General features: G+C 57.3%; 22 protein-coding genes and 1 pseudogene. 12 read left to right on the top strand and 11 right to left on the bottom strand.

Annotated elements, in window-relative coordinates; genetic code table 11:
• The first annotated feature begins 215 nt into the window (after positions 1 to 215).
• The 5 genes from prmA to QV747_RS13055 all read left to right on the top strand — a co-directional run bounded on the left by prmA (position 216) and on the right by QV747_RS13055 (position 4307).
• Positions 216 to 1103: a 50S ribosomal protein L11 methyltransferase gene (prmA, locus tag QV747_RS13035; protein WP_288791516.1), complete on the top strand. Its 888-nt coding sequence runs from the start codon at positions 216 to 218 to the stop codon at positions 1101 to 1103.
• A gap of 27 nt (positions 1104 to 1130) precedes the next feature.
• Positions 1131 to 2189, top strand: a complete 1059-nt coding sequence (locus tag QV747_RS13040; protein ID WP_288791517.1) for a DUF3426 domain-containing protein — start codon at positions 1131 to 1133, stop codon at positions 2187 to 2189.
• 67 nt (positions 2190 to 2256) lie between these two features.
• Positions 2257 to 2802 carry a thiol peroxidase gene (gene tpx, locus QV747_RS13045; RefSeq protein WP_273431533.1) on the top strand — a complete coding sequence of 182 codons (546 nt, stop codon included), beginning with the start codon at positions 2257 to 2259 and terminating at the stop codon, positions 2800 to 2802.
• A gap of 121 nt (positions 2803 to 2923) precedes the next feature.
• Positions 2924 to 3424, top strand: a complete 501-nt coding sequence (gene tpx / locus QV747_RS13050) for a thiol peroxidase (RefSeq protein WP_273431535.1) — start codon at positions 2924 to 2926, stop codon at positions 3422 to 3424.
• Positions 3425 to 3518: 94 nt separating this feature from the next.
• Positions 3519 to 4307: a DUF3025 domain-containing protein gene (locus tag QV747_RS13055; RefSeq protein WP_273431537.1), complete on the top strand. Its 789-nt coding sequence runs from the start codon at positions 3519 to 3521 to the stop codon at positions 4305 to 4307.
• 41 nt (positions 4308 to 4348) lie between these two features.
• On the opposite strand, the gene QV747_RS13060 is transcribed toward QV747_RS13055, so the two are convergent.
• Positions 4349 to 7924, bottom strand: a complete 3576-nt coding sequence (locus QV747_RS13060) for a DUF748 domain-containing protein (protein WP_273431539.1) — start codon at positions 7922 to 7924, stop codon at positions 4349 to 4351.
• Positions 7925 to 8109: 185 nt separating this feature from the next.
• On the opposite strand from QV747_RS13060, the gene QV747_RS13065 reads away from it, so the two are divergent.
• The 5 genes and pseudogenes from QV747_RS13065 to QV747_RS13085 all read left to right on the top strand — a co-directional run bounded on the left by QV747_RS13065 (position 8110) and on the right by QV747_RS13085 (position 12567).
• The gene (locus QV747_RS13065; RefSeq protein WP_273431542.1) at positions 8110 to 9291 is read left to right on the top strand and encodes an STAS domain-containing protein; all 1182 of its coding nucleotides are present in this window, start codon (positions 8110 to 8112) and stop codon (positions 9289 to 9291) included.
• 114 nt (positions 9292 to 9405) lie between these two features.
• Positions 9406 to 9930 (top strand): annotated as a pseudogene (gene hslV, locus QV747_RS13070) (ATP-dependent protease subunit HslV); the annotation flags it as partial.
• Positions 9931 to 10101: 171 nt separating this feature from the next.
• Positions 10102 to 11088, top strand: a complete 987-nt coding sequence (locus tag QV747_RS13075) for a biotin--[acetyl-CoA-carboxylase] ligase (RefSeq protein ID WP_273431544.1) — start codon at positions 10102 to 10104, stop codon at positions 11086 to 11088.
• Positions 11081 to 11824 carry a type III pantothenate kinase gene (locus tag QV747_RS13080; RefSeq protein WP_273431546.1) on the top strand — a complete coding sequence of 248 codons (744 nt, stop codon included), beginning with the start codon at positions 11081 to 11083 and terminating at the stop codon, positions 11822 to 11824. Before QV747_RS13075 ends, QV747_RS13080 begins: the two co-directional genes overlap by 8 nt.
• Complete coding sequence (locus QV747_RS13085; RefSeq protein ID WP_273431549.1) at positions 11815 to 12567, top strand: SPOR domain-containing protein; 753 nt, start codon at positions 11815 to 11817, stop codon at positions 12565 to 12567. The genes QV747_RS13080 and QV747_RS13085 overlap by 10 nt, the downstream gene beginning before the upstream one ends.
• A gap of 134 nt (positions 12568 to 12701) precedes the next feature.
• Here the strand turns inward: QV747_RS13085 and QV747_RS13090 are convergent, their stop codons facing one another.
• The 10 genes from QV747_RS13090 to QV747_RS13135 all read right to left on the bottom strand — a co-directional run bounded on the left by QV747_RS13090 (position 12702) and on the right by QV747_RS13135 (position 21756).
• Positions 12702 to 13433 (bottom strand): hypothetical protein, encoded by a 732-nt coding sequence (locus QV747_RS13090; RefSeq protein WP_273431551.1) that lies wholly within the window; start codon positions 13431 to 13433, stop codon positions 12702 to 12704.
• Positions 13430 to 14731 (bottom strand): flagellar assembly protein T N-terminal domain-containing protein, encoded by a 1302-nt coding sequence (locus QV747_RS13095; protein WP_273431552.1) that lies wholly within the window; start codon positions 14729 to 14731, stop codon positions 13430 to 13432. Before QV747_RS13095 ends, QV747_RS13090 begins: the two co-directional genes overlap by 4 nt.
• Positions 14728 to 15315 carry an LPP20 family lipoprotein gene (locus QV747_RS13100; RefSeq protein WP_051258832.1) on the bottom strand — a complete coding sequence of 196 codons (588 nt, stop codon included), beginning with the start codon at positions 15313 to 15315 and terminating at the stop codon, positions 14728 to 14730. Before QV747_RS13100 ends, QV747_RS13095 begins: the two co-directional genes overlap by 4 nt.
• Positions 15316 to 15540: 225 nt before the next feature.
• A complete protein-coding gene (trmB, locus tag QV747_RS13105; RefSeq protein ID WP_028449531.1) occupies positions 15541 to 16212 on the bottom strand; it encodes a tRNA (guanosine(46)-N7)-methyltransferase TrmB in 672 nt (223 codons plus the stop codon).
• A gap of 267 nt (positions 16213 to 16479) precedes the next feature.
• Positions 16480 to 17271: a thiazole synthase gene (locus QV747_RS13110; protein WP_028449532.1), complete on the bottom strand. Its 792-nt coding sequence runs from the start codon at positions 17269 to 17271 to the stop codon at positions 16480 to 16482.
• A gap of 101 nt (positions 17272 to 17372) precedes the next feature.
• A complete protein-coding gene (gene thiS, locus QV747_RS13115) occupies positions 17373 to 17573 on the bottom strand; it encodes a sulfur carrier protein ThiS (protein ID WP_273431555.1) in 201 nt (66 codons plus the stop codon).
• Positions 17574 to 17707: 134 nt separating this feature from the next.
• Positions 17708 to 19900, bottom strand: coding sequence for a bifunctional (p)ppGpp synthetase/guanosine-3',5'-bis(diphosphate) 3'-pyrophosphohydrolase (locus QV747_RS13120; RefSeq protein ID WP_273431557.1), 2193 nt, complete (start codon positions 19898 to 19900; stop codon positions 17708 to 17710).
• 6 nt (positions 19901 to 19906) lie between these two features.
• Positions 19907 to 20113, bottom strand: coding sequence for a DNA-directed RNA polymerase subunit omega (gene rpoZ / locus QV747_RS13125; RefSeq protein WP_028449535.1), 207 nt, complete (start codon positions 20111 to 20113; stop codon positions 19907 to 19909).
• Between the two features lie 78 nt (positions 20114 to 20191).
• The gene (gmk, locus tag QV747_RS13130) at positions 20192 to 20806 is read right to left on the bottom strand and encodes a guanylate kinase (RefSeq protein ID WP_273431559.1); all 615 of its coding nucleotides are present in this window, start codon (positions 20804 to 20806) and stop codon (positions 20192 to 20194) included.
• Positions 20807 to 20889: 83 nt separating this feature from the next.
• Positions 20890 to 21756, bottom strand: a complete 867-nt coding sequence (locus tag QV747_RS13135; protein ID WP_273431561.1) for a YicC/YloC family endoribonuclease — start codon at positions 21754 to 21756, stop codon at positions 20890 to 20892.
• Positions 21757 to 21841: 85 nt separating this feature from the next.
• On the opposite strand from QV747_RS13135, the gene QV747_RS13140 reads away from it, so the two are divergent.
• Entirely contained in the window at positions 21842 to 22810 is a 969-nt protein-coding gene (locus tag QV747_RS13140; protein WP_028449538.1) for a serine/threonine-protein kinase, read from the top strand.
• The gene (locus QV747_RS13145) at positions 22807 to 23712 is read left to right on the top strand and encodes a PP2C family serine/threonine-protein phosphatase (protein ID WP_028449539.1); all 906 of its coding nucleotides are present in this window, start codon (positions 22807 to 22809) and stop codon (positions 23710 to 23712) included. Before QV747_RS13140 ends, QV747_RS13145 begins: the two co-directional genes overlap by 4 nt.
• Positions 23713 to 23803 lie beyond the last annotated feature (91 nt).

Genomic DNA, 23803 nt, shown 5'->3' on the forward strand with positions numbered 1-23803 from the left:
CACGTCAACACCAATCCAACGAAAAAGCGCCAACAAGTCGATAAGCGATTGATTTTCAAAGACCCGAACCACAAAGATAATTTCACAAATCCAGCAAAAGCCATCCAGTGACAACGCAGCAAGTTCGCGAGCCAGCGGCGCAAACTATCCAGCCCCCAGCAAAGATGCGACAATCGCGCCCATTCAATGCATATATATACAGATAGGAATTCATCATGCCCTGGCAAGAACTGCGCCTGACTACTGACTCGACCCAAGCGGAAAACTATTCCGATGTTTTATTTGATCTTGGCGCGCTGTCAGTCTCGATTGAAGACGCTGCGGCCGGCACGCAGGATGAAAAACCAATTTTTGGCGAGCCGGGTGAGCCCGTCGATCAATTGTGGGACACCAGCGTAGTTCTGGCGTTGTTTGATGCCGAAACGGATCTCTCGCTGATCGTGACTGCGGCAGCCAATCAGCTCAAGCAAGCAGCCCCACAATATGAAATCGTGGTGGTTGAAGAACAGGACTGGGTGCGCCTGACGCAATCTCAATTTGATCCGATCCCTATTTCGCCACGTTTGTGGATCACCCCGACTTGGCATGAGTGCCCAGATCCTGCAGCCGTGAACATTCAACTCGACCCGGGTCTCGCTTTTGGTACCGGTAGCCACCCCACCACGCGCCTGTGTTTGCAATGGCTGGATCGCGAAATTCAAGGCGGCGAAAAAGTGCTGGATTACGGCTGCGGCTCAGGGATTTTGGCGATTGCCGCATTGAAACTGGGCGCCGGCCCAACCGATGGCGTGGATATTGATCCGCAGGCGATGATTGCTTCGGCACAAAATGCCGAACAAAACGGCGTGACCGCCCGCTTTTTCCTGCCGGATACCGCCCCAGCTGAAAGCTATGACGTGGTGATTGCCAATATTCTGACCAATCCATTGAAAGCGCTGGCGCCACTCTTGGCGGGTCGCTGCCGCAGCGGCGGCAAATTGGTGCTGTCGGGCATTCTGGCGGAACAAGCACATGAAATCGTGGCGATTTACGGTGAATGGTTTGATTTTGTTGCGCCAAACGAACATGAGGGCTGGGTGTGTTTGTCTGGCTTACGGAAATAAACCCTTAAATCCGGTTAAAATCGCCGCATGACACACATCACGCGCTGCCCAAATTGCAACACCGCCTTTCGCGTTAGCGATGACCAGCTCGCCGCCCATCATGGCAAGGTGCGCTGCGGGCGGTGTTCGTTCATTTTTAATGCGCGTGATTTTTTACAGCCGGCGAGCGAGCCCGCCGCTCCAGCTCCAGCTCCAGCTCCAGCTCCAGCTCCAGCTCCAGCTCCAGCTCCAGCATCTCAGGGTATTGCCACCAAGACCAAACCGTCAAAGCCTTCTGAGGCCATACCCCGCGACCCACTCGATATTCCTACCGAGCCACAGCTACGCGAAACCACGACGCCGCAGGCAGCCAAACCCAATCGCCCAGCACCAGCAGCAGAAGATCGGGATTTACAGCGGGCGCTAGCCAAGCTAATCAAGAAAACCCGCAAAGAGAAAAAACGGAAAAACCTCAAACTCACGCGCAATACCATTGCCGCTAGTTTGCACGACGATAGTACCGAGCTCGACGCAGGTAGCGCCCCACTGACCGAGGCCGACACCGATGAGCTGGAATACCGGCCCATTCTGGATGACAGCGACCCGCTCTTTATGCCCGAGCCACCCTCGCGCTGGCGTTGGCTATGGCGGGTCGGCACTGTGGTGTTGGCTTTCAGTCTGTTTGCCCAATTAGCGTATCAATACCGACTGGAGCTCAGCCAGGAATTCCCAGCCCTGCGCCCGCGCTGGCTGCATTTGTGCAGCAAAGTGGGCTGCGAGATGCCACTGCCGCGCAATGGGCAAATGCTGCGCTCCGAATGGTCAGAGCTGACTTATATTCCCGATCACCCCACGCTGATTCAGGTGAAAGCCACGTTGCGCAATCTGGCGCCGTATGAACAAGCCCTGCCCAAACTGGAGCTAAGCCTCACTGACGATAATGAACGGCTGGTGGCGAAAAAAGTCTTTACCCCGGCGCAATATCTGGCGCAAAACGACACTCCGGTTAACCAGCTCAATGCCAATGATGAATTGCATGCCTTTTTGCAGCTCGACCTTGGCAACCTGCGCTCCACCGGTTATTCACTGTACTGGTTTTACGACTAAGCCCCGCCCGCCTTGCATTTAAGCCCCGGCGAACCATACTGAAAGCAACTTTCAGGAGGAACCGGGCATGTCCACAGTCTTACTTAATGGCACGCCAATCAGTATTGGCGGCCGTTTTCCCCATGTTGGTGAAACCGCCCACAGCTTTATGCTGGTGGACACCAATCTACAAGATGTTGCACTTTCTAAATACTGGGGCCAGCGCAAGCTGATCGCCGTGGTGCCAAGCCTGGATGCGGCCATTGGCCTCACCATCGCACGCCAGCTGGAGCGCCTATCGTATTCGCTCACCAATACAGTCTTGATGACGGTCTCGGTCGATACCCCCTACGCCCTAGCCCGCATCGGCGAGGCCGAAGGTTTTCGCAAACTCAATCTGATGTCGACGCTACGCGGGCGAGATTTTCACAAAGATTATGGTGTGATGATCACCGATGTGCCGCTGTCTGGGCTGATGACCACGGCGCTATTTGTGCTCGACATTAATGATGTCGTTTTGCATGCCGAGCTGGTGCAAGAGCTGATGAACGAGCCCAACTACGATGCCGCGATGAATATCCTGAATCCGCCCGCCAAAGAAGAGAGCGGCGCCGAAGCGCCGGCGGCCGGCTAAACACCGCAGAAAAAAAGCGGCTACGGCCGCTTTTTTTTTATGGCTTCAGCCTTATCTACCCAGCAGTAGCAATTGCCTGCTGCTATCAAACCACAACGAACTACTACTGGAGCGCTCATCAATGTCTACCGTTACTCTGGGTGGCAACGCCGTCACCGTAAATGGCACTTTCCCAACCGTTGGCGCTGTTGCCGCTGATTTCACTTTGGTCGGCAAAGATCTGGCCGACGTGACCCTGGCTAGCTTTGCGGGTCAGCGCAAAGTGCTGAATATTTTCCCAAGCGTTGATACCCCTACCTGCGCGACTTCAGTACGTCGCTTTAACGAAGCCGCGGCCAAGCTGGAAAACACCGTCGTGCTATGTATTTCAGCTGACCTGCCTTTCGCCCAAAACCGCTTCTGCGGCGCCGAAGGGCTGGCCAATGTAGTGAATCTGTCGACCATGCGTGGTCGCGACTTCCTGGCTGCCTACGGCGTAGATGTGGCCAGCGGCCCATTGGCTGGCGTAGCTGCGCGGGCCGTCGTGGTACTGGATGCCGACAATAAAGTGCTGCATAGCGAGCTCGTAAGCGAAATCAAAAACGAGCCAAACTACGACGCCGCACTGGCCGCATTGGCTTAAGCGCCATCGCGCCCGCCGCGCGCTAGCTCGGCTTAGCAGGGCAAATCCCGTACAATAGCTAGGGGATTTGCCCTGTTTGTTTTTGGAAGTCTGCATGTCTAGCTGGCCACAAGCGCTGTTTGAGCAGCATCCGGCGTTTCGTCTTTTGCATCCTTTGCTGGGCCAGTTTCGCGCCATCCCCACCCATGCCGATTGGGATCAGCTACCCAGCCCCGCGCGCAGCCCTAGCGGCGCGCCAATCCGCTTTGTTGACCCAGACAGCATCACGGCCTATTACGAACTCGCGATTTATCAGCACGGCACCGTGGCCACGCGGCTGAATTGGCATGACACCTTCAACGCGCTGATCTGGCATCGTTTCCCGCGCCTGAAAATCGCGCTGAATCAACTACACCAGCGGCAAATCAGCCAAGCCAGCGCACCCAATATTCGCGGCCCGGTGCGTGATGCGGCCACCTTGTTTGATGAATGCGGGTTTATTTTGCCCTACAGCCAGCCCTCGCTACTGGAACTCCTGCAGCAACATCGCTGGGAAGCGCTGTTTCTGACCGAACGCGCAGCATGGGGGCAAACGATTGCGGCCTATTCCTTTGGCCACGCCAATTTTGAAAATCTGTTGGCCCCCTTTGTGGGGCTGACCGGGAAATGCTGGCCGATCGCAGTGGCAGCCGATTTTTTTAGCTGGCCGCTCGATACGCAGCTGAGCTGGCTCGATGGCGAGCTCGCCGCCGCGGTGGATGCCGACCAGCTGCAAACCCCGCGCCAATTGCCACCGCTCCCCTACCTGGGCATACCCGGTTGGCACCCCCAGCAAGATACGGCCTTTTACCAGAACACCGCTTACTTTCGGCCCAAGCGCCAGACCACACCCAGCAAGGTATAAGCCTGTAAACCACAGCATACAATACTTAAACAGCAATACCCCTATTGCAATTTAAACTGCACCCGGCTCAGGGCGCCATCACTGGCGCTGGGGTTTAAATTCGGCCGCAATAGGAAAATCCGCTCACCAGGCAAACCGGCGGCTTTCAGCGCCTCATCCACCCGCTTGGCGCGCTGCTCGGCCAAGGTGCGTAAATCCTGCTCGGTCACCGGCTGATGCTGCAGTAACAGCGCCTCCATTTGCTCGGGCGGCAGCGATTTGGCCAGGCCCAGCACATTGCTCGGCTTATCAAATTTGGCCGCGCTATACAATTTGCCCAGCAGCTCGGCGCGCTCTTCGGCGCTGATCTGGATTTGCTCACTCTCTAGCGACTGGGCTGTTTCGCCGAGCTGGCGGGCTTTCAAGGCCCGCAACTGGCGGTTAAGCAAGCGCGTTTTCAGCCCCGCCTCATCAGCGCTGCGCGCCGCCCAGCCACTGAGCTCCAGCTGCAAGGCCGGCCGATCGTTCAGCAGTTGGCTGGTTTGCTGGATGGCCTGCTGGGCAGCCTCACTCAGCCGGCTAGAGCCCGATTCAAACGCCACATACGATTGGCTCGGCCCGCCGGCGCCCATGCCGCTGAGCGCATCAAAGGGCGCCGTCACGACTTTCTCGAGCAAATTGCCGATCACTTGCCAGATCACTGCGCTGAGTTTGAATTGCGGATCATCCAGCGAGCCTTCCACTGGCAAATTCAGCTTGATCTGCCCACGGCGATCTTTCAGCAAGGCCAGCGCCAGTTTCACCGGCAATTTAGTCACTTCCGGCCCATCGGTTTTTTCGTTCCCCAGCGTGAGCTGATCGAGGAAAATCTGATTGCTGGCCTTGAGCTGCCGGTTTTCCACCCGATAGCTTACTTCGCTGGAGAGCTTGCCTTTCACAATGCCGTAGCCGGCATATTTTTGCGCATAGCTACTGGCCGAGGTGAGCTCATAGCCCTGCACACTGCCGCGCAGGTCAAAAAATGGCGCTTTTGCCAGCGGATTGAGCGTACCGGCAATCGCAACGGGCGCCACCTGATCAAGCGAGCCTTTCAGATTGAGCGTAGCACGCCCCAGCTGCGCGCTATCAAGGCCCTGAATCTCGCCATTCAGGCTAGTGAGGTTGGCGGTGTAGTTGGGCTTGATCAGCAAATCACTAAAGCGCACATTGCCTTGCTGCAGGCGGATTTTACCCACCTTGATCGGGGGTAATTCTGCGTCGCTCACCGGGCGACTGGCCACCACTGCGGCAGGCCGGCTGGCGACGGCTGATTCGCGCGTCACCGACACCTGCCCGGCATCGCTCACCAATACATCCTGCACATTCATCCGCCCATTGGGCGACAGAATCAGCCGCGAATACAGCTGATCAATCAGCACATCGCGCACCTCCACTTTCACCGGCGCAAACTGGCTGTTAATGCCGTTAAAGGCGAGGGTTTTCCATTTCAGAAAATCCTCGCCAGTGGCTTTGTCGAGTGCATAAAACTGCCGCAAAGCCACATCGCCTTGAAAGCCACCGCCCCATTGCGGCTGGCTGCTGAGTTTCAGCCGGCCTTTGGCATCCACAAAACCGCTGGCGAGCGAAATATTCAGCAGGCGGCTGAAATACGGCTGCGCATAGGCGGCATCAAGGCTGCGCGTGTCGAGCTGCAGATTGGCAGCGAACGGCTGCGGAGTGAGCGTACCCGTGAGCGCCAAGGTGGCCTTGCGCCCGGAGCGCGCTTGCAGACTCAACTGCGCACTTTGCCCGGTTTGGGTATCCAAGCCCTGCAGGCGAATTTGCAATTGCTGCAGGCCCAGTGGCACGGCCTGCGCCAACTGGCGATTTTCGAACTTGAGCTGATAGTCATCCAGCTGCGCATTCGCCAGCTTTACTCGCCATGGCGCCGCGGCGTGCGCGGCAGGTGTCGCTTGGGCGGCGGTGCGCGGTGCGCCTTGGCTGACCAGCGCCTGCTGTAAATCCAGCTCATTATCCGGCAACCATTGCAGGGCAATTTTCCCCGCGCCGCTGCGCAATTCTTGAATCTGCAGCTGTCGAGCTACGGTATCCAAGCTCAACCCCTGCACGGCCAGCTCGCCGATGGCCACGGCAGGCTGGCGGGTGTTGGGCAAAGTCCAGTTCAGGTCGCGCAGGGCAACATCGGTGTGCTGCAATTGCAGCTGAGGCGCAGCGGTGTCCGCGGCCGACTGAAACTGCAGCTCGGTCTGTACATTCAACAGCCCGCGCAATTGGCCGCGCACAGCGCTAGCGGCGTAACCGGCCCAATCGGCCAGTTGCCAGTCATGCGCGGCCAGCTTGCCCTGAATTTGCAACGGCTGCGGCTTGAGCTGCAAGGCGGCGGTGAGATTGGCCGCATTAGCCCCTTGGGCCTGCAGATTGATCAGCCAGGGCTGTTGCCCGCGCAGCGCCCAGTGTTGCCCGCTTAACAGCTGTATCTGCACGCTTTGCGCCACCGCCGGATTTACCGCCGCATCTTGCCAATGCAACTGGCTATTGCGCAGGGTAAATTCGCCGATTTTCACATCCGGCAACGTTGTTTTCGCCGGCGCGTTTGTCGTAGTCGCAGTTGTGTTTACTGGCGCGGCGGGCGCCAGCTGTTGCCAATTGAGCTGGCCATTGGCGGCGCGCTGGGTGTGCAATTCCAGCCCATCCAGCCCAAGCTTTTGCAAATGCCATTGCCCTCGTAAAGGCTGCAGATCACCCAGTTCAAGCTTGGCTTGCCGCAGTCGCAGCGCCGGTGCGCCAGCGACGTTGAGTGCCACATCACGCAAAGCGAGCTGGCCTTTCAAGATAAGCTGGGTGTCTTTGGGCTGCTGCCGAAACACCAGCTGCAGGCGGCTATCAAGTACGGCATTGGGGATTTGCAAGGCAGCCGGTAGAGGGGTATAGGCCAGATAGTCTTGTAATTTAAGGCCTTGCAGATCAAACTCCAGGGAGGTATCTAGGCTATCTTTGAAGGGCTTACTCTGTCCCTGCAGCGCAAACCGCTGCCCATTCAGTCGCCCGCGCAACAGCGGCGCAATGTATTCATCCACCCGCTGCGGCAGATTGGAAATAAACGGGATGGCGAGTTCCAGCTGATCCAGCCGCTGCTGGCTATGGCGATAGCGATCATCCAGCGCAATTTCACCCTGCTCTACCTGAATATTATTCAGCGCAAAGCGCAGCGGCTCGCTGGGCGCTGACTTGGGTTTGGATTGTAGTAAATCGGAAAAATTAAATTCGTGCTCACCCAGCCGCACCAGCCGGATTTGCGGCGCCACCAAGGTCAGCTCACGCAACACCGGCCCACCTCGCAGCAAAGACATCACTTCGGCATTGGCACGAATCTCTTTGGCCACAACAAAATCGCCATAACGATCGCGGATGCGTAAATCACGCAGTGTCACGGTCCAGGTAAACGGGTTTAGCCCCAGCTCGCCCACCGTTACGTTGCGCTGCAAGGCGGCGCTGGCTTGTTGCTCCAGATAGGGTTTGAGCATGGGCGGCAATGCCAACATCGCGATCAGGCCCAAAACCACCCAGCCCAGCACCAGCCAACCCAATCGTCGCCCCCAACGATGGCTGGCTAAGCGTTTTATGACATTTGGCAACATGCAGTGCACCTGTAGTCTGGCTAATTATTTACAGCAATTGTATTCCAAGCCCGAATCAACGATAAAGGAAACTCGCCAGTCATCAGTGTAGTCAAACAAAGGTAAAAACCACGCCCACGAGGGCGGGCTTACGCAGTAAAATAAGTGATTGCTACTGAACGTTCCCTTGCTGCAGGATAATCACCGTGTTTTCTTTCTTCCGTAAAAAAGGTCCGGATGGTCAGGAAGTCATGACCCAGACCGGCCCCATGACGCAAACGGGCCCCGCCACCCAGGCGCGCGTCGACGCTGCGCCCGCAGAAAAAAACACCAGCGATAGCTACGATCTGTCGGCGCTGGCCATTGAGGTCTCTAGTAGCTCAGACACGCTCAGCAGTGCCGAAGAACAAGCCGCCATTCTGTTTGCCAACGGCCAGCTCAAAGCCGCCTACGGCGCCCTACAGGCCGACAAGGCCAATTTCATCGGCAAGAAACGGCATGACTCATGGCTGATGCTGTTTGAGCTGTTGCAGCAAGATAATCAGCACGATGCTTTTGATACGCTGGCGCTGGAATACGTGGTGGAATTTGAAAAAACCCCACCGGCTTGGCAAGTGCGCGCAACACCCGCCAAGGCCGCCAGCAGTGGCAGCGGCTATTTTGCCTTTGCTGCCAAACTCAGCCACACCAGCATTGATCAGCAAATCAACGAGCTGCTGCAATTACATAAAAAACACGATCAGATTCGGCTCGATTTTTCCAAAGTGGCAGAAATCGACACCCTTTCCGCCGCCGAATTACTCTCGGCGCTGCAACAAACGCACAAAAAACCCAATAGCCTGCAACTGATTGGCGCAAGCGCCGTGCTCGATTTATTGAAAGCCAAAATCGAAGTCGGTCGCCGGCATCCGGCGGAAGCCCCTTTCTGGTTGCTGAACATCGAAATGCTGCAAATCATGGGCTTGCAGGAAGAATTTGAAAATCTGGCCGTGGATTACGCCATCACCTACGAAGTATCCCCGCCGTCTTGGGATGCCCGTCAGGCCGCCAAATCGGCGCAAGATATCGCCCGCGATGAAGCCGCCGCCAAAGCCGAAATCGCCGCCGAGCAGCAACAGAAAAACCAGCTCGCGGGTAATTTATGCGCCGAGCAACCCGAGCTCTTTGCCCGCCTACTTAAGCAAATCGAGCAAAGCCCCAAGCCGCAGATCGATTTTCGCCAGATCGACCGGATGGATTTCGACTGCGCCGGCCAATTACTTACCCACGCGGTGAACTGGCTGCAGCAAGGCAAAGCGGTGAAGTTTTACAATGTAAATCCACTGGTGCATGCCCTTTTACGCATTATGAGCCTGCAAGACATGCTCACCATCGAAGCGCGCAAATAAGCTTCAACACGCCTCCCCAGCAGCGCCGGCCAGCCCGGCGCTTGTTTTTTGCGCTGGCAGCGCCATCTACAGCCTATTGGGCCGCACTGGCCCGCAGCACGCAAGGAAGTCAGCATGGAACAATTTGACGGCACCACCATTGTCTCGGTGCGCCGAGGTGAACACGTGGCCGTGGGGGGCGATGGGCAAGTCACGCTGGGCAATATCGTCATCAAAGGCACCGCCCGTAAAGTACGCAAGCTGTATCGCGATCAGGTGATTGTAGGCTTTGCCGGGGGCACTGCCGATGCGTTTACCCTGTTTGAGCGCTTTGAAGCCAAGCTGGAAAAACATCAAGGCCACCTGACCCGCGCAGCGGTGGAGATGGCCAAAGATTGGCGCACCGACCGCATGCTGCGCCGGCTGGAAGCCATGCTGATCGTGGCCGACCCCACCGCCACCTTGGTCATCACCGGCAATGGCGATGTGCTGGAACCGGAAGGCGGCATCGCCGCCATCGGCTCAGGTGGCGCTTACGCTCAAGCCGCCGCCCGCGCACTATTGGAAAACACCGATCTGCCGCCGGAAGCCTGCGTAAAAAAAGCGCTCGAAATCGCCGGTGATCTGTGTATTTACACCAATCAAAACCATGTGGTGGAAAGCATGGGCGCGCCAGCTGAAGTGCAGGACTCTGCCGATAAAACGGATAGCGCGCTAAATTCTGAGAGCGCACCAGCACCTGATTCAGACCCCAACTCTGGCTCATCCATCCAAGCTGAGTAATCACAGCGCTTAACGGCACAGCGGCAGCAATTGCCGTAAAATGCTGGCATGACTGATCCAATCCGCCTGCTGCGCGAACTCGACGCGCTGCATTTCACCTCGGGCACCGCCATTGCCGAACGGCTGGGCATCTCGCGCGCCAGTGTCTCCACCGCGCTGGCGCAAGCCGAAGACTACGGCATCGCCCTCACCCGCCGCACGGGTGCCGGCTACCAACTGGCCACACCGATCGAATGGCTCGATCTGCATACCCTAAATGGGTATCTTCCTGCAGATACTGAATTATCAATCACCCTGGCTGATACCCTTGACTCCACCAATCGGCAGCTACTCAAAAACCCGCAGCATGGCCATGTGTTGGCCTGCGAATGGCAAACCGGTGGCCGCGGCCGGCTCGGCCGGCGCTGGCTGGGTGCCTTGGGCGGCAGCCTGATGTTCTCTATGGCTTGGCAATTTGCCGGCGGCCCCGCGCAACTGGCGGGTTTATCTCTCGCAGTGGGCGCCATGGTAGCCGAAACTCTGGCGGCCGCAGGCGTGCGCGACATCGGCCTGAAATGGCCGAATGATCTGCTGCTGCCCGCCACCACAGGGAGCGCTAAAGTAGGCGGCATCCTGATCGAAATGCAGGGCGATGCCTTGGGCCCGGCGCAAGTGGTGATTGGTATTGGGCTGAATCTGCAGTTCCCGGCGCACTGGCAAGCCGAGCTTGGCCAAAGCGCGGCCAGCTTGCAGGCCGCGGGTTTAGCGCTGGGGCGCAATGCTCTGCTCGCGGCCTTATTAAGCCGGCTGGAATGCGGCCTGCGCGACTTTGCCCACAGCGGCTTTGCGCCGCTGCTGCCGGTGTGGGAGAGCTATAGCGCTTGGCAAGGTGAGCAGGTGCAAGTGCTTGCGCCCACTGGCGCCACCCAGAGCGGCGTACTGCTCGGCCTGGCTGCCGATGGCAGCTTGCGCTTGGGCACGGCCGCGGGCGAACAGCTGATCCACACTGGTGATGTGAGCCTACGCCGAGCCAATAGTGAGGCCAGTCATGGCTGATGTGCTCCTGCTGGATTTAGGCAATACCCGGCTGAAGTGGCGCTGCAATGCGGGGCCGGTGCAGATCGCTGCCGACTGGCCGAGCCTGCAGGCCCAATTCGCCACACTGCCCCGCCCGCAGCGCATTTTGCTCTGCTCGGTGAAACAACCTGAACTCAGCACCGAGATCGGGCACTGGTGTCAGCGCCATTGGCAACTGAGGGCAGAGCTGCTGCAAGTGAGCCGCACGGCGCTGGGCGTGCGCAATCACTATCAGCTTCTCAATCAACAAGGGCCGGATCGCTGGGCCGCGATTTTGGGCGCCCGCAGCCATTACCCGCAGAAAAATCTCCTGGTGGTATCCGCCGGTACGGCGCTGGTGGTCGATACCCTCAGCGCTGCTGGCGACTATCTGGGCGGCACCATCGGCCCGGGGCTGGCGCTGATGAAACAGGCGCTGCAGCAAGGCACTGCTCGCCTCCCCGTCAGCAGCGGCCAAAACCAAGGCTTTCCCACTCAAACCAGCGATGCCATCGAAACCGGCTGCCGCCGCGCTATCAAGGGTATGCTGCTAGAAGCCTTATCTGAAATGGCTCAGAACAACATACCCGCGCAGCAGATTGTGTGCTTTGGTGGCGATGCTGCACTGATCGCCAGTTTGCTTAACGCCCCGTGCCAGACAGTAGATAATCTGGTCCTCGATGGTTTGTACGCCCTTGCGCAAAGCAATGACGGAGTGTTTGTCCCATGCGTGTGATTTTTTTCCTGCTGCTACTGGCGAATCTAGCCGTCTATGGCTGGTTTCAACTTGATGGCGGCGGGCTGCAAGTGCAGCTGCAAAGCCGCGAGAAAAACGCCTCGGCCGTCAAAATTGTAACCGGCCAACTGGGGAACACCGCCGAGCCAGCCAGCACCGAAGCGCCAGCTAGCGCCCCAGCAGAGGCCAGCACCGCCCCCGCGACGCCAGTCCCGAGCGCGCAACCTACCCCGACGGCCACCACCGCACCCAAACCGACCGCTGCCCCTACCGCCGTGGCCGAAAAACTAGCCTGCCTGCGCTGGACCGGCATTACCGGCGAGCAGATTGATAGCGCCCGCAGCAAACTGGGCGGCTTGGGCATCACCGCCACTGAAAAGAGCAGCGGCGAATCCACCAAAGTGTGGGTGTATATGCCACCGCTGGAAAGTCAGGAAGTCGCCAAAGCCAAAGCCCAGCAGCTGGCCTCGTTGGGCGTGACGGATTACTTTGTGGTCAATAACGGCGGGCGCTGGCAAAACGCCATTTCGCTGGGGATTTTCAGCACCCGTGAAGCAGGCGAGCGGCATTTGGCGGAACTGCAAGCCAAAGGGGTTCGCTCAGCCGTGGTGCGTGATCGCGATGACACCCTCAAACAAGCTAGCTTTACGATGAAAGGGCTGAGCGAAGAACAGGTGGCCAAGCTGAACAAACTCAGCGCGCAATTCAAAGGCTCGGTCTTGCGCGAAACCAGCTGTAAATAAATTCGGCGGCAAATGGGCGGCGCCAAATTTGCCCTTGCCGAACAGCGTCTTAGTCATTGGTCCGATTGGATACGCAGACCAAGCCAACAAAAAAGCCCGCAGTGCGGGCTTTTTTGTTTTTAAAGTTCAAGGCATTAAGGATAGCTGTATTGCTGCCAGCGCAATTCAGGATCGCGCACGATATAGATTTCCGGCGCGGGGCTGGCGGCGGGCTTGATGACGGTTGTTTCACCCCAAGTCAGCCGTGGCTTGCCACTGCTGCCTGCACTACTACTGCCGCTGCTTGCGCTCACCTCGTTCAAGCCTTTGGCCGGTGGCAGCACCTTACCCCCGGGCAGGCTGCTGGCAGGCATGACCCGCACCAAGCCAGGCGTCACTGCTTGCGATGACTCGGCGGCGCCATGTCCACTACTTTTCTTGCTGCTGCCGCCATGGGCACTGCCAGCATGCGCGCTTGATTTACGCGCGGCGGGCGATTTGGAAGGCACATATACGCGCTGCACCGGTGTCGCACTACTGCTGCCGTATTTGGGCGGCACATACTGCACCACCGGCGGCTCGGTAAACTGCGGCTTGGGCGCTTCGCCATGGGCCGCAGGCTTAGCTGGCTCGGCCTTGGTTTCCGTCTTGGCTTCGACCTTCGTTTCGGCAGCGGCCGGCTTGGTGCTGGCTTTGGGCGCTTCACTGCCGTGCGAGCCGCTCACCTGCAACTGGCCTTTCAGATTATCCACCTTGGTCGGCGGGGCATTTTTAATTGCATGGCTTTCGGTTTTGGCCGGCGGCTTTTCCGCTGGTGTGCCATGGCCGGCTTCGGATGCCAGCACTAAGGCTGGCCAGCATAAACACAGGCTGAGCAGGGCTTTCATTTTTGACCTCCGCGTCCTACAAATCGCACATAGTCGCCCGCCTGCACCCCGCTACCTTGCAAAATCCCTACTGAAAACAGCGGCTGCACCTGGGTGACATTCAGACTACCCACAATCTCTTCTGGCAAACCCAGCGACATGCTGGGCTCAAAACTAGCCGCGGCCAGCGGCAAACCACCGGGCGCCACCCGATACACCTGCAGGCTATCGCCCACCCCTACTTTCGAGGTGGTGCCGGCATCGAAATACACGCGGTTTTTTTCTACCCGCGTGATCCGGGCTGAAAATGGAATACACGCGATGTCTTGCGTGATACGCCGAGCGGCTTCCTGCATCTTTTGTTCAATCAGCTGGCCGTAGGCGGTTTCTTTAAATCCTTCGGTGGCCATGCTGGTGGCGCGATCCTGCATCACTTGGCCACTGGCTTTTCCCGCCAGCCGATGCCGATTCACCAGCGCACCGGATACCCCATCAAACACAAATAATTCAAACTCAAACCGCCGCTCGGCCGGCGTGGCTTTAAGGCCCAGCTGGGTGAAATTCACCAGCGGGATATTCAGCTCCAGCTTGCGCTCACCCTCACGCAAATCATTGCCGTAGCTTGCCGCGTAACGCTCACCACTGGTCGAGGTATCGCGCACGATACCGCCCACCACAAACTGCACCGCATAGCGCCGAGCGAGTTCACGCACCCGCTCAGGCTGCAATAAGGGGTCGGCAAACTGTGGCTGTAAATCAAATGCCGCTTCGGACAATGCCTTTTGCGGCAAAAAACCACCGCTATCAAACAATTTGCGCATCAAATCCAGCTGGATGCCCTCCGGCAGCCGATCCAGATCGCGAGTCTGGGCCGGATGTTGCACCCACATATGCGCGAGCAAAAGCTTGCGCTTGTAATCGCCGCCGCCACACTGCGCAGTCGCCGTTACCGCTGGCGCTACTGCAGCCGTAGCCGCTGTCGGCGTGACGGTCGCGTTTTTAGCTTCCGCCGCCGCTGGTGGCTGCACATCGATGATGACGTGCAGAAAACCACTTTGAGTCGTCCACTCGCGCACCACCGTGTAATCCTGCGCCGGCGTGCCGCGGATTTGCGTATTGTCGCTACTGCGTTGCTGGCTCTGCTGGCTATAGCTTTTGACCGTTGCGCCATTAAACAAAGCCGCATTTTCAAGGGCATCGGCGATCGCCTGCCGGCGGGCCACTTCTAAGCCCTCGCTACCCAGCGGCGCAATACCTTCATGTTGAGCCGCCCACAGCGGCGCTGCCAGCACGCAGCCAGCGATCAGCGTTCGAATCACAGTGACAGATAGAAATTCTGGCTAGGTAAGATGGCTGATTCTACCGGCATTGCCACCGGCTGTGGCACCGCCTTCATGGGCGCTGCCGCTGGGGTAGCTTCGCTGCCACCACTTTGGTGGCTAGCGGTTTGCGCTGCGCGATAAAATTCACCGCCCAGCGTGATTTCTAATGTGGTTTCAAAAGCGCCATCCGGCAGCGGCGTTACTGTGACCACACGAGCGCCACGCAGATACGATTCGACATAAGCACGGAAGCCATCATTATTCAGCGCCATCGCCGATACCGTACTGTTACCGGTGATTTTCACCCCGGATACGGTCTCGGCCAGCGTGCGATAAGCGTCGAGCTTCGAAGCACGCATCGCCAGCAAGCGGCGCTGTGAAGGCGATAAACCATCCATGGTTGGCATCGCGCCATAGCCCACTGCCGTGATTTTGCTTGGCAAGACCACCGGCGGATTGCTCACGCCCTCATCATGGCTTACCGTGGTTTTCCCACTGCTGGCACAAGCGGCCAGACCCAAGCTCAGCAGCGCCACCACCACGGTGCGCCAGCTGGCGGAAAACGTACGCATACGGGTCATCTTGTTCTCCTGACAATGTCATTAAGGCGATGCCTGACGATAGTTCCACTGTAGTCATCCGCTGGCGAAGCGCCAGTGCTTTACCGGCAGCAAACCGCTGACGCGGCGGATGGCCAAGTAGCCAGTTATCGCTTTATCGGCAGCCGCGGTTTTTTCTGCAGCCCAAACGCAACACGGCGGCATAAAAATGCCGCCGTGCCGAGTGCAAAGCTACCGAATCCGCGCTTATTGCTTGATAAACACCAGATCCCACACGCCGTGGCCCAGCTTGATACCACGGTTTTCAAACTTGGTGAGCGGGCGGTAATCGGGACGTTCGGCGTAACCCGTGTCGCTGGTCGCGGTGTTTTTCAGCGTTGGCTCATTGCTCAGCACTTCCAGCATCTGAATCGCATAGTCTTCCCAATCGGTGGCCAGATGCACATAGCCGCCGGTTTGAATGCGTGAAACCAGCAGCTTCACGAATTCAGGCTGAATCAGGCGCCGCTTGTTGTGACGTTTTTTATGCCATGGATCGGGAAAGAAAATATGCGCACCGGCCAAGCTACCGGCTGGCAGCATGTTTTCCAGCACTTCGACCGCATCATGTTGCACGATGCGGATATTGCGGATGGCTTGCTCGCCAATCAATTTCAGCAAGCTACCCACACCCGGGGTGTGTACTTCCACGCCCAGAAAATCGGTATCTGCCCGATGAACAGCGATTTCGGCTGTGGCCTGCCCCATGCCGAAACCGATTTCCAGCACCCGTGGTGCCTGACGGCCAAAGGCGGCATCCAGATCCAGCGCCTCTGGGCGGTAATCCAGACAAAACTCAGGGCCGAATTGCTCCAGCGCTTTGGCTTGCCCAGTCGACAAATGCCCTTGGCGCAGCACAAAGCTGCGAATACGGCGCATAAATTTGCCTTCGCCAGCGGCTTCATCCTGCGGGCTGGTTTGCGGGTCGAGTTGCTCGTCGTTCATGGGGATTCCTTGCCATGTAAAACGCCGCCCTTGAGCGACAAGTGGCGGCGGTTTGGTATTCAATGGCGGTATTTTAATGCGCGGCGGGCGATTCACCAAATTTTGCGGTGCCGGCCCGCTCGATCCAGCCAAGTTTTACCGGGGTATTAATCCAAAGGCTATACGTTTCATAGCCTGGCAGGCAATACCCTAGGCGTTCACTTATTTACTGGCCGCAATCATCCCGGTGACCGGGCTCGATGGATCGGCACTATACAGCTTGCGTGGCACGCGACCGGCGAGGAAGGCATCGCGCCCGGCCTGCACCGCCAGTTTCATCGCCCGTGCCATCCGTACCGGGTCTTGCGCGCCGGCAATGGCGGTATTCATCAAAATGCCATCGCAGCCTAATTCCATCGCAATCGCGGCATCAGAGGCGGTGCCCACACCGGCATCCACCAGCACCGGCACCTTGGCGGCTTCGATAATCAGGCGCAGATTCCACGGATTCAAAATTCCCATACCCGAGCCGATCAGCGAGGCCAGCGGCATAATCGCGCAGCAGCCGATTTGTTCCAGCTCTTTGGCGATGATCGGGTCATCCGAGGTATAGACCATCACATCAAACCCCTCTTTCACCAGCGTTTCTGCGGCTTTCAGGGTTTCACGCACATTGGGGAACAGCGTGTTGGGATCGCCCAGCACTTCCAGCTTCACCAGCCGATGATCGTCGAGCAATTCGCGCGCCAGCCGTAGGGTGCGCACCGCGTCTTCGGCGGTGTAGCAGCCGGCGGTATTGGGCAGATAGGTAAACTGGCTGGGCGGCAGATAATCCAGCAGTGAGGGCTGGCTGGCATCCTGACCGATATTCACGCGGCGAATTGCCACGGTGACGATTTCGGCGCCCGATTCATCCACAGCGGCGCGGGTTTCGGTGAAATCTTTGTATTTGCCGGTACCAACGATCAGGCGGGATTGATAGGTTTTGCCCGCAATTTGAAATGTATCACTCATGATTTACGCCCCTGCGTCTGGATCAAACTGTAGAGATTCACTACCAGCAACAGGGTATAGCCCTGTAGCCTAATTATTATTTGGCCTCTAGCCAGATACCCTTAACCACCACCCACGGCGACCACCATTTCCAGCACATCGCCCTGCGCGAGCAGAGTGCTGGCATGCTGGCTTTTGGGCACGATATCACCATTGCGCTCGAGCGCTACGCGTTTGCCGGTGAGCTCAAGGTGTTCGATCAAACCGGCAACGGTCAGACCATCGGGAAATTCGCGTTGTTGGCCATTCAGAGAAAGCTGCATGGGAAAGCCCGCTGTTGTTCTAGAAAACAGCGGCCATTCTAACATGCAGGTGGGATGCTGCCTTGATGCGGCTCAGATTGCGCGAGATTGCCACGAGGAATTACGGCGCCCGGCCAGCGGGCACGCCAAGGGATTTAGTTGCGCACGCGCTGCAGGCGATAAACCGTCGGCAAGGCGCGCAAACGCTTGAGCACTTTGGCCAAGTGAATGCGGTTATTCACTTGCAGGGTAAATTGCACGCTCAGATAGCGCTCATGCGACTCGACCGCATCGCCCATGGTGACGGCAGCGATATTGGCCTCGGCCTCGGCCACCGCTGCAGCCAGCGCTGCCAGCGTGCCACGCTCGTTTTCGGCCAGCACTTTCACCGGCACATCAAACACCCGCGCCACTTCTGGGTCCCATTCCACATCGATGAGCTTATCGGCGTCGATGCGTCCCTTGGCCACTTGCGGACAATCATGGGTATGCACCACCAGCCCGTGGTCTTTCTTCACAAAACCCAGAATCGGGTCGCCCGGAATCGGGTTGCAACAGCGGGCAAACTGAATCGCCATACCTTCGGTGCCACGAATCGTTACCGCCATCGGTTTTTTTCCCTGGCGCAGATCATCGCTCCATGAGCCCGCCAGCTGCAGTAGCCGTTTGGCAACGACTACGGCGAGTTTTTGCCCTAAACCGACATCGGCTAACACCGCTTCACGCGATTTTTCGCCACTTTCGCGCAGGTATTTCTCCCATACTTCGTCGCTCACTTGCAGCGGCTGATGCAGCGCCGAGAAGGCCTGACTGAGCAAACGCTCGCCCAGATGCATCGACTCATCAAAGCGCATGGTTTTCAGGAAATGGCGAATTTGCGAGCGGGCTTTGCCGGTGGTGACAAACGACAGCCAGCTCGGGTTGGGCTTGGCATGCGCGGCCATCACGATTTCCACGTGATCGCCGTTTTTCAGCTTGGTGCGCAGCGGCACCAGCTCATGATTCACCTTCGCGGCGATACAGCCATGGCCAACATCGGTGTGCACGGCATAGGCAAAATCCACACACGTCGCGCCATTGGGCAGGCTAAGGATCTTGCCTTTCGGCGTAAACACATACACCTGATCGGGGAAGAGATCGACCTTCAGATGCTCCAGAAACTCGACCGCGTCACCCGAATCCACTTGCAGTTCCAACAGCGATTGCAGCCATTGATGCGTGCGTTGCTGCACATCCGAGAAGCTCTCATCGCCGCTCTTATACATCCAGTGGCTGGCCACGCCGGCATCGGCAATGCGGTGCATTTCGGGAGTGCGAATCTGCACTTCAATCGGGGTGCCATAAGGGCCGAACAGTGTAGTGTGCAGGCTTTGGTAGCCATTGCTTTTGGCAATGGCAATGTAATCTTTAAATTTGCCCGGAATCGGCTTAAACAGCGCATGCAAAGCGCCCAGCGCCAGATAGCAGTGCGCGTGATCTTTCACGATCACCCGAAAGGCATAAATATCCAGCACCTCGGAAAAACTGAGGTGTTTTTCCACCATTTTGCGGTAGATGGAAAACAGGTTTTTCTCGCGGCCGGATACCTGCGCCTCGATCTGCTGGGCGGCTAGCTTGGCATTGATGGCATCGAGGATTTTCTGCACCACTTCGCGGCGATTGCCACGGGCGGCTTTCAGCGCTTTGGACAATACATGATGCCGGCGCGGATGCAGGTATTTGAACGCCAGATCATCCAGCTCTTGGTAGATGGCATTAAGCCCGATCCGGTTCGCGATCGGGGCATAGATTTCCATGGTCTCGCGAGCGATGCGCTTTTGCTTATCGACCCGCATTGCATCCATGGTGCGCATATTGTGCAAACGGTCGGCCAGCTTGATCAGCATGACGCGCAAATCGCGCGCCATGGCCAGCAGCATTTTGCGGAAGTTTTCCGCCTGCGCTTCTTCTTTGCTTTGAAATTCCAGCTTGTCGATTTTGCTCATGCCATCGACGAGCTCGGCCACCGCTTTGCCAAACTTTTCGGTCAGCTCCAGCTTGGTCACGCCGGAATCTTCCATCACATCGTGCAGGAGCGCGCCAGCCAGCGCCTGCGCATCCAGCTTCCATTGCGTGAGAATACCGGCAACAGCCAGCGGATGGGAGATATAGGGCTCACCCGAGCGGCGCATCTGACCGCGGTGAGCATCTTCTGCAAACAAAAAAGCCGCCCGTAACATCTGGCGGTCTTCTGGTTTGAGATAGGCCGTTTGCTCAGCGAGAAAACGGTTGGCTTGCTCGATTACCTCCGGCGCGGTAACCAGCGCAGGGACATCTTCAACGACGAGGGGAACCGAGCTTGCCGACATACTGCATTAACCGCGACGGTTCAGGACTTCAACCCCAACCAGGCCGGCTGCCATTTCGCGCAACGCCATTACGGTCGGTTTATCCCGGCCGTTGTTTTCAACTTGCGGGCTAGAGCCGTTTTCCAGCTGGCGGGCGCGGTAGGCGGCAGCCAGAGTCAGGTCAAATCGGTTTGGGATACGATCCAGACAATCTTCAACCGTAATACGGGCCATAATCTTTTACTCTCCGAAAAATGCTTGGACGGCCGCCAATAGCGGCGAAACCGTGCATTATACCAGCTTGCGCCGGAATTAACCTTTTAAGCTTGAAATCAAGCCTGTATGGCGCACCGACTGGCGTGCAAGCGTCAGGCGCTGTGCCCGCACCACCGCCACGATATCGCGTACGGCATCATCGATATGCTCATTCACGATCACATAATCAAACTCATCGACGTGGCCACATTCTTCCTTGGCCACGGCCATACGCTTGGCGATCACTTCATCGCTGTCTTTACCGCGATTGCGCAGGCGGTTTTCCAGTGTTTCTAGTGAAGGCGGCAGTACGAAAATGCCGATGGCCTCAGGGAACAGGCGGCGTACCTGCTGCGCGCCTTGCCAGTCGATTTCCAGCAGAATATCGCGGCCATTGTTGATCACTTCATTGATCCACACTTGCGAAGTGCCGTAATAATTACCGTATACCTCAGCGTGCTCGAGTAATTCGCCAGCATGAATCATGCGCTCGAATTCGCTACGCTCGACAAAGTGGTAATCCTTGCCATCCACTTCACCGGCCCGCGGCTGGCGAGTGGTGTATGAAACCGACAGTTGCACATTGGCATCGGCCGCCAGCAGCGCTGCGACCAGCGTGGTTTTGCCAGCGCCACTAGGGGCGGTCACCACAAACAGATTTCCTTTGGCCATGTTTGGCTCCTGTGTTTCGAGTTGTCAGCCAGTATAAGTGAACTCGCGCCCGCACGAAAACTAGCGCGAGATTCTGGCGCTGATTATTCGATATTCTGAATTTGCTCGCGCATCTGCTCGATCAACACTTTCAGTGTCATCGCAACTTTGGTGGTATCGGTCGAAACCGATTTAGAACCAAAAGTATTGGCTTCACGATTAAGCTCCTGCATTAGGAAATCCAGCCGCTTACCTGCATGGCCGCCTTGCTGCACAATGCGGCGCAACTCGGCCAAGTGGGTATGCAGGCGATCGACTTCTTCCTGTACATCGACTTTTTGTGCAAACAGCACCAGCTCTTGGCGCACGCGTTCATCGTCGGCGCTGCCCAGAGCTTCTTGCAGGCGCTGCTTGAGTTTGTTTTCGTATTCATCAATGATCTGCGGCAGGCGCGGCGCAATTTGCGCCAGTACGCTGCTCATTTCGTCAGCGCGAACCAGCAAAATCGCGCCTAGTTTCTCGCCCTCACGCCCGCGCGCGGCCACAAATTCATCCAGCGCCTCATCCAAGAGCTGCATCGCGGTAGCGTGCAGCACTTCCGCCGGCAGCGCATCCGACTCAATCACCCCGGGCCAGCGCAAGATTTCGCCCATGCGCAAATCACCCGCCCCCGGCTGATGCTCTTTCACTTGATCGGCCAAGCGCAGAAGCTCGGCCACCAGAGCGTTGTTAAGGCGCAACTGGCTAGCAGCCCCCTCACGGGCATTAAATGCCACCCGGCATTCGAGCTTGCCGCGATTAAGCCGGCCACTGAGTTTTTCGCGAATCGCCCCTTCCAGCGCGCGAAATTCCTCTGGCAATCGCAGACTTAGATCGAGAAAACGATGATTGACGGCACGCAGCTCAACCGACAAAACCCCATGAGATAACTCGCGCTGGCTACTGGCGTAGCCGGTCATGCTGAGAATCATAAATTTCCTTTGTAAGAACCCGCTTTACAATTAGCGGGTGGCGACACACAATTTAGAGATACTGCAATTATACCGAAAGCCAAGCATGGCCACCCCAAGCAATCAACCGCTCGCGCGCGGCTACCAGCTGCAAAATTACACCATCGCCAAGCTGCTCTCTGCTGGCGGTTTCAGTATTGTGTATCTGGCCCACGATGAGAACGATTATCCGGTCGCCATCAAGGAATACCTGCCCAATTCGCTCGCCCTGCGCAAAGAGGGCGTAGCCGTGCAGGCCACCAGCGAAGAAAATATCGCCCTGTTTCGCCATGGCCTGAAATGCTTCTTTGAAGAAGGCAAAACACTGGCCCGCATTCAGCACCCGAATATTGTCCGCGTACTGAATTTCTTTCGCGCCAATGAAACCGTGTACATGGTGATGGATTACGAGCGCGGTCGCACGCTGCAAAAGGAAATCCAGCTAAATCACGACCGCGAAGGCGTGGATGAAAAGCTGATTCGCAGCGTGTTTTACAATCTGCTCAACGGTTTGCGTGAAGTACATTTGCATAAGCTGCTGCATCTGGATATCAAGCCGGCCAATATCTATATCCGCAAAGATGGCTCGCCGGTGCTACTGGATTTTGGCTCGGCCCGGCAAACCTTAACCACCGAGCATGCCCGGCTCACCCCGATGTACACCCCGGGCTTTGCTGCGCCCGAGCAATACCGGCGCAAGGATCAATTGGGCCCCTGGACCGATATTTACGGGATTGGTGCCTCGATGTATGCCTGCATCGCCGGCACGGCACCGCAGCCCTCAGATGCGCGCGAAAAAGAAGACAAAGTTCAACGCCTAGATACGCTGTATGGCGATCGCTATTCGCCCGAGCTGCTGGATTTAATCCATCAATGTATCGCAGTTGACCCGACGGTGCGACCGCAAAGCGTGCCACAAATCCAGAAAGCCTTGCTCGAAGCCGGCTCGCCGCCGCGCAAGAAAAACAATCTGGTGAACTCGATCAAACGCAAATGGGCCGAAATGACTCGCCCGAAACGCAAAGGTGAGGAATGAAATTCACGGTTTTTCAGGATAGCCGCAAAGGCGGGCGTGAATACAATCAAGACCGCGTGGGCTACTCCTACAGTCGCGATGCCTTGCTACTGGTAGTGGCCGATGGCATGGGCGGACATTTGCACGGCGAAGTTGCTGCCCAGATTACCGTCGAGCTGCTCACAGATCAGTTTCAGAAAAAAGCCACGCCAGTGATTGCCAACCCGGTGCAATTTCTGACCGAGGCACTACTTAACTGCCACGAAGCGATCTACAACTACGCGATTTCACAGCATTTACTGGAAATCCCCCGCACCACGGTGGTGGCCTGCATCGTGCAGGATGAAACCGCATTTTGGGCGCATGTGGGCGATTCGCGGCTGTATCTGATTCGCGATGGCTTTACCATTGCCCAGACGCGCGATCATTCTAAAGTGCAAAAGCTCGTCGAAAACGGGGTAATCTCCGCCGAACAAGCCTTGCATCACGCAGAAAAAAACAAAATCTACAACTGCCTAGGCGGCACCCTGATGCCGGAAATCGAAGTCGGCGGCCGTATGACGCTGTTTGCCGGTGACTGCATTATGCTGTGCACCGATGGGCTGTGGGGCTCGCTGGCCGAAGATGAAATCACCCACTTCCTCAGCTCCTTCCCCGTCATGTTTGCCTTGCCGCAATTACTGGATAAGGCCGAGTTACGCGGCGGGAAGTTTGGCGACAATCTCACCGCACTGGGCATCAACTGGCATGAAGCCGACCGCGAAGAAGATAGCGCCTTTGTCTCGACGGTGAAGCTGGATGAAAACACCGTCAGCACGCACATCGATACCCTCGGTAAAGACAAGATCCCCGATATCAGCGACGAAGACATCGAAAAAGCTATTGCCGAGATTCAGGCAGCGATCAACAAATACTCCAAATAGATACACCATCTAGGTATAGCACCAGAAGCATTACCTAAAAACACCTACCGGCATATACCCAATAAAAAACCCACCTTCCGGCGGGTTTTTT

Source organism: uncultured Chitinibacter sp., from assembly GCF_945957625.1.
Lineage (GTDB): Bacteria > Pseudomonadota > Gammaproteobacteria > Burkholderiales > Chitinibacteraceae > Chitinibacter > Chitinibacter tainanensis.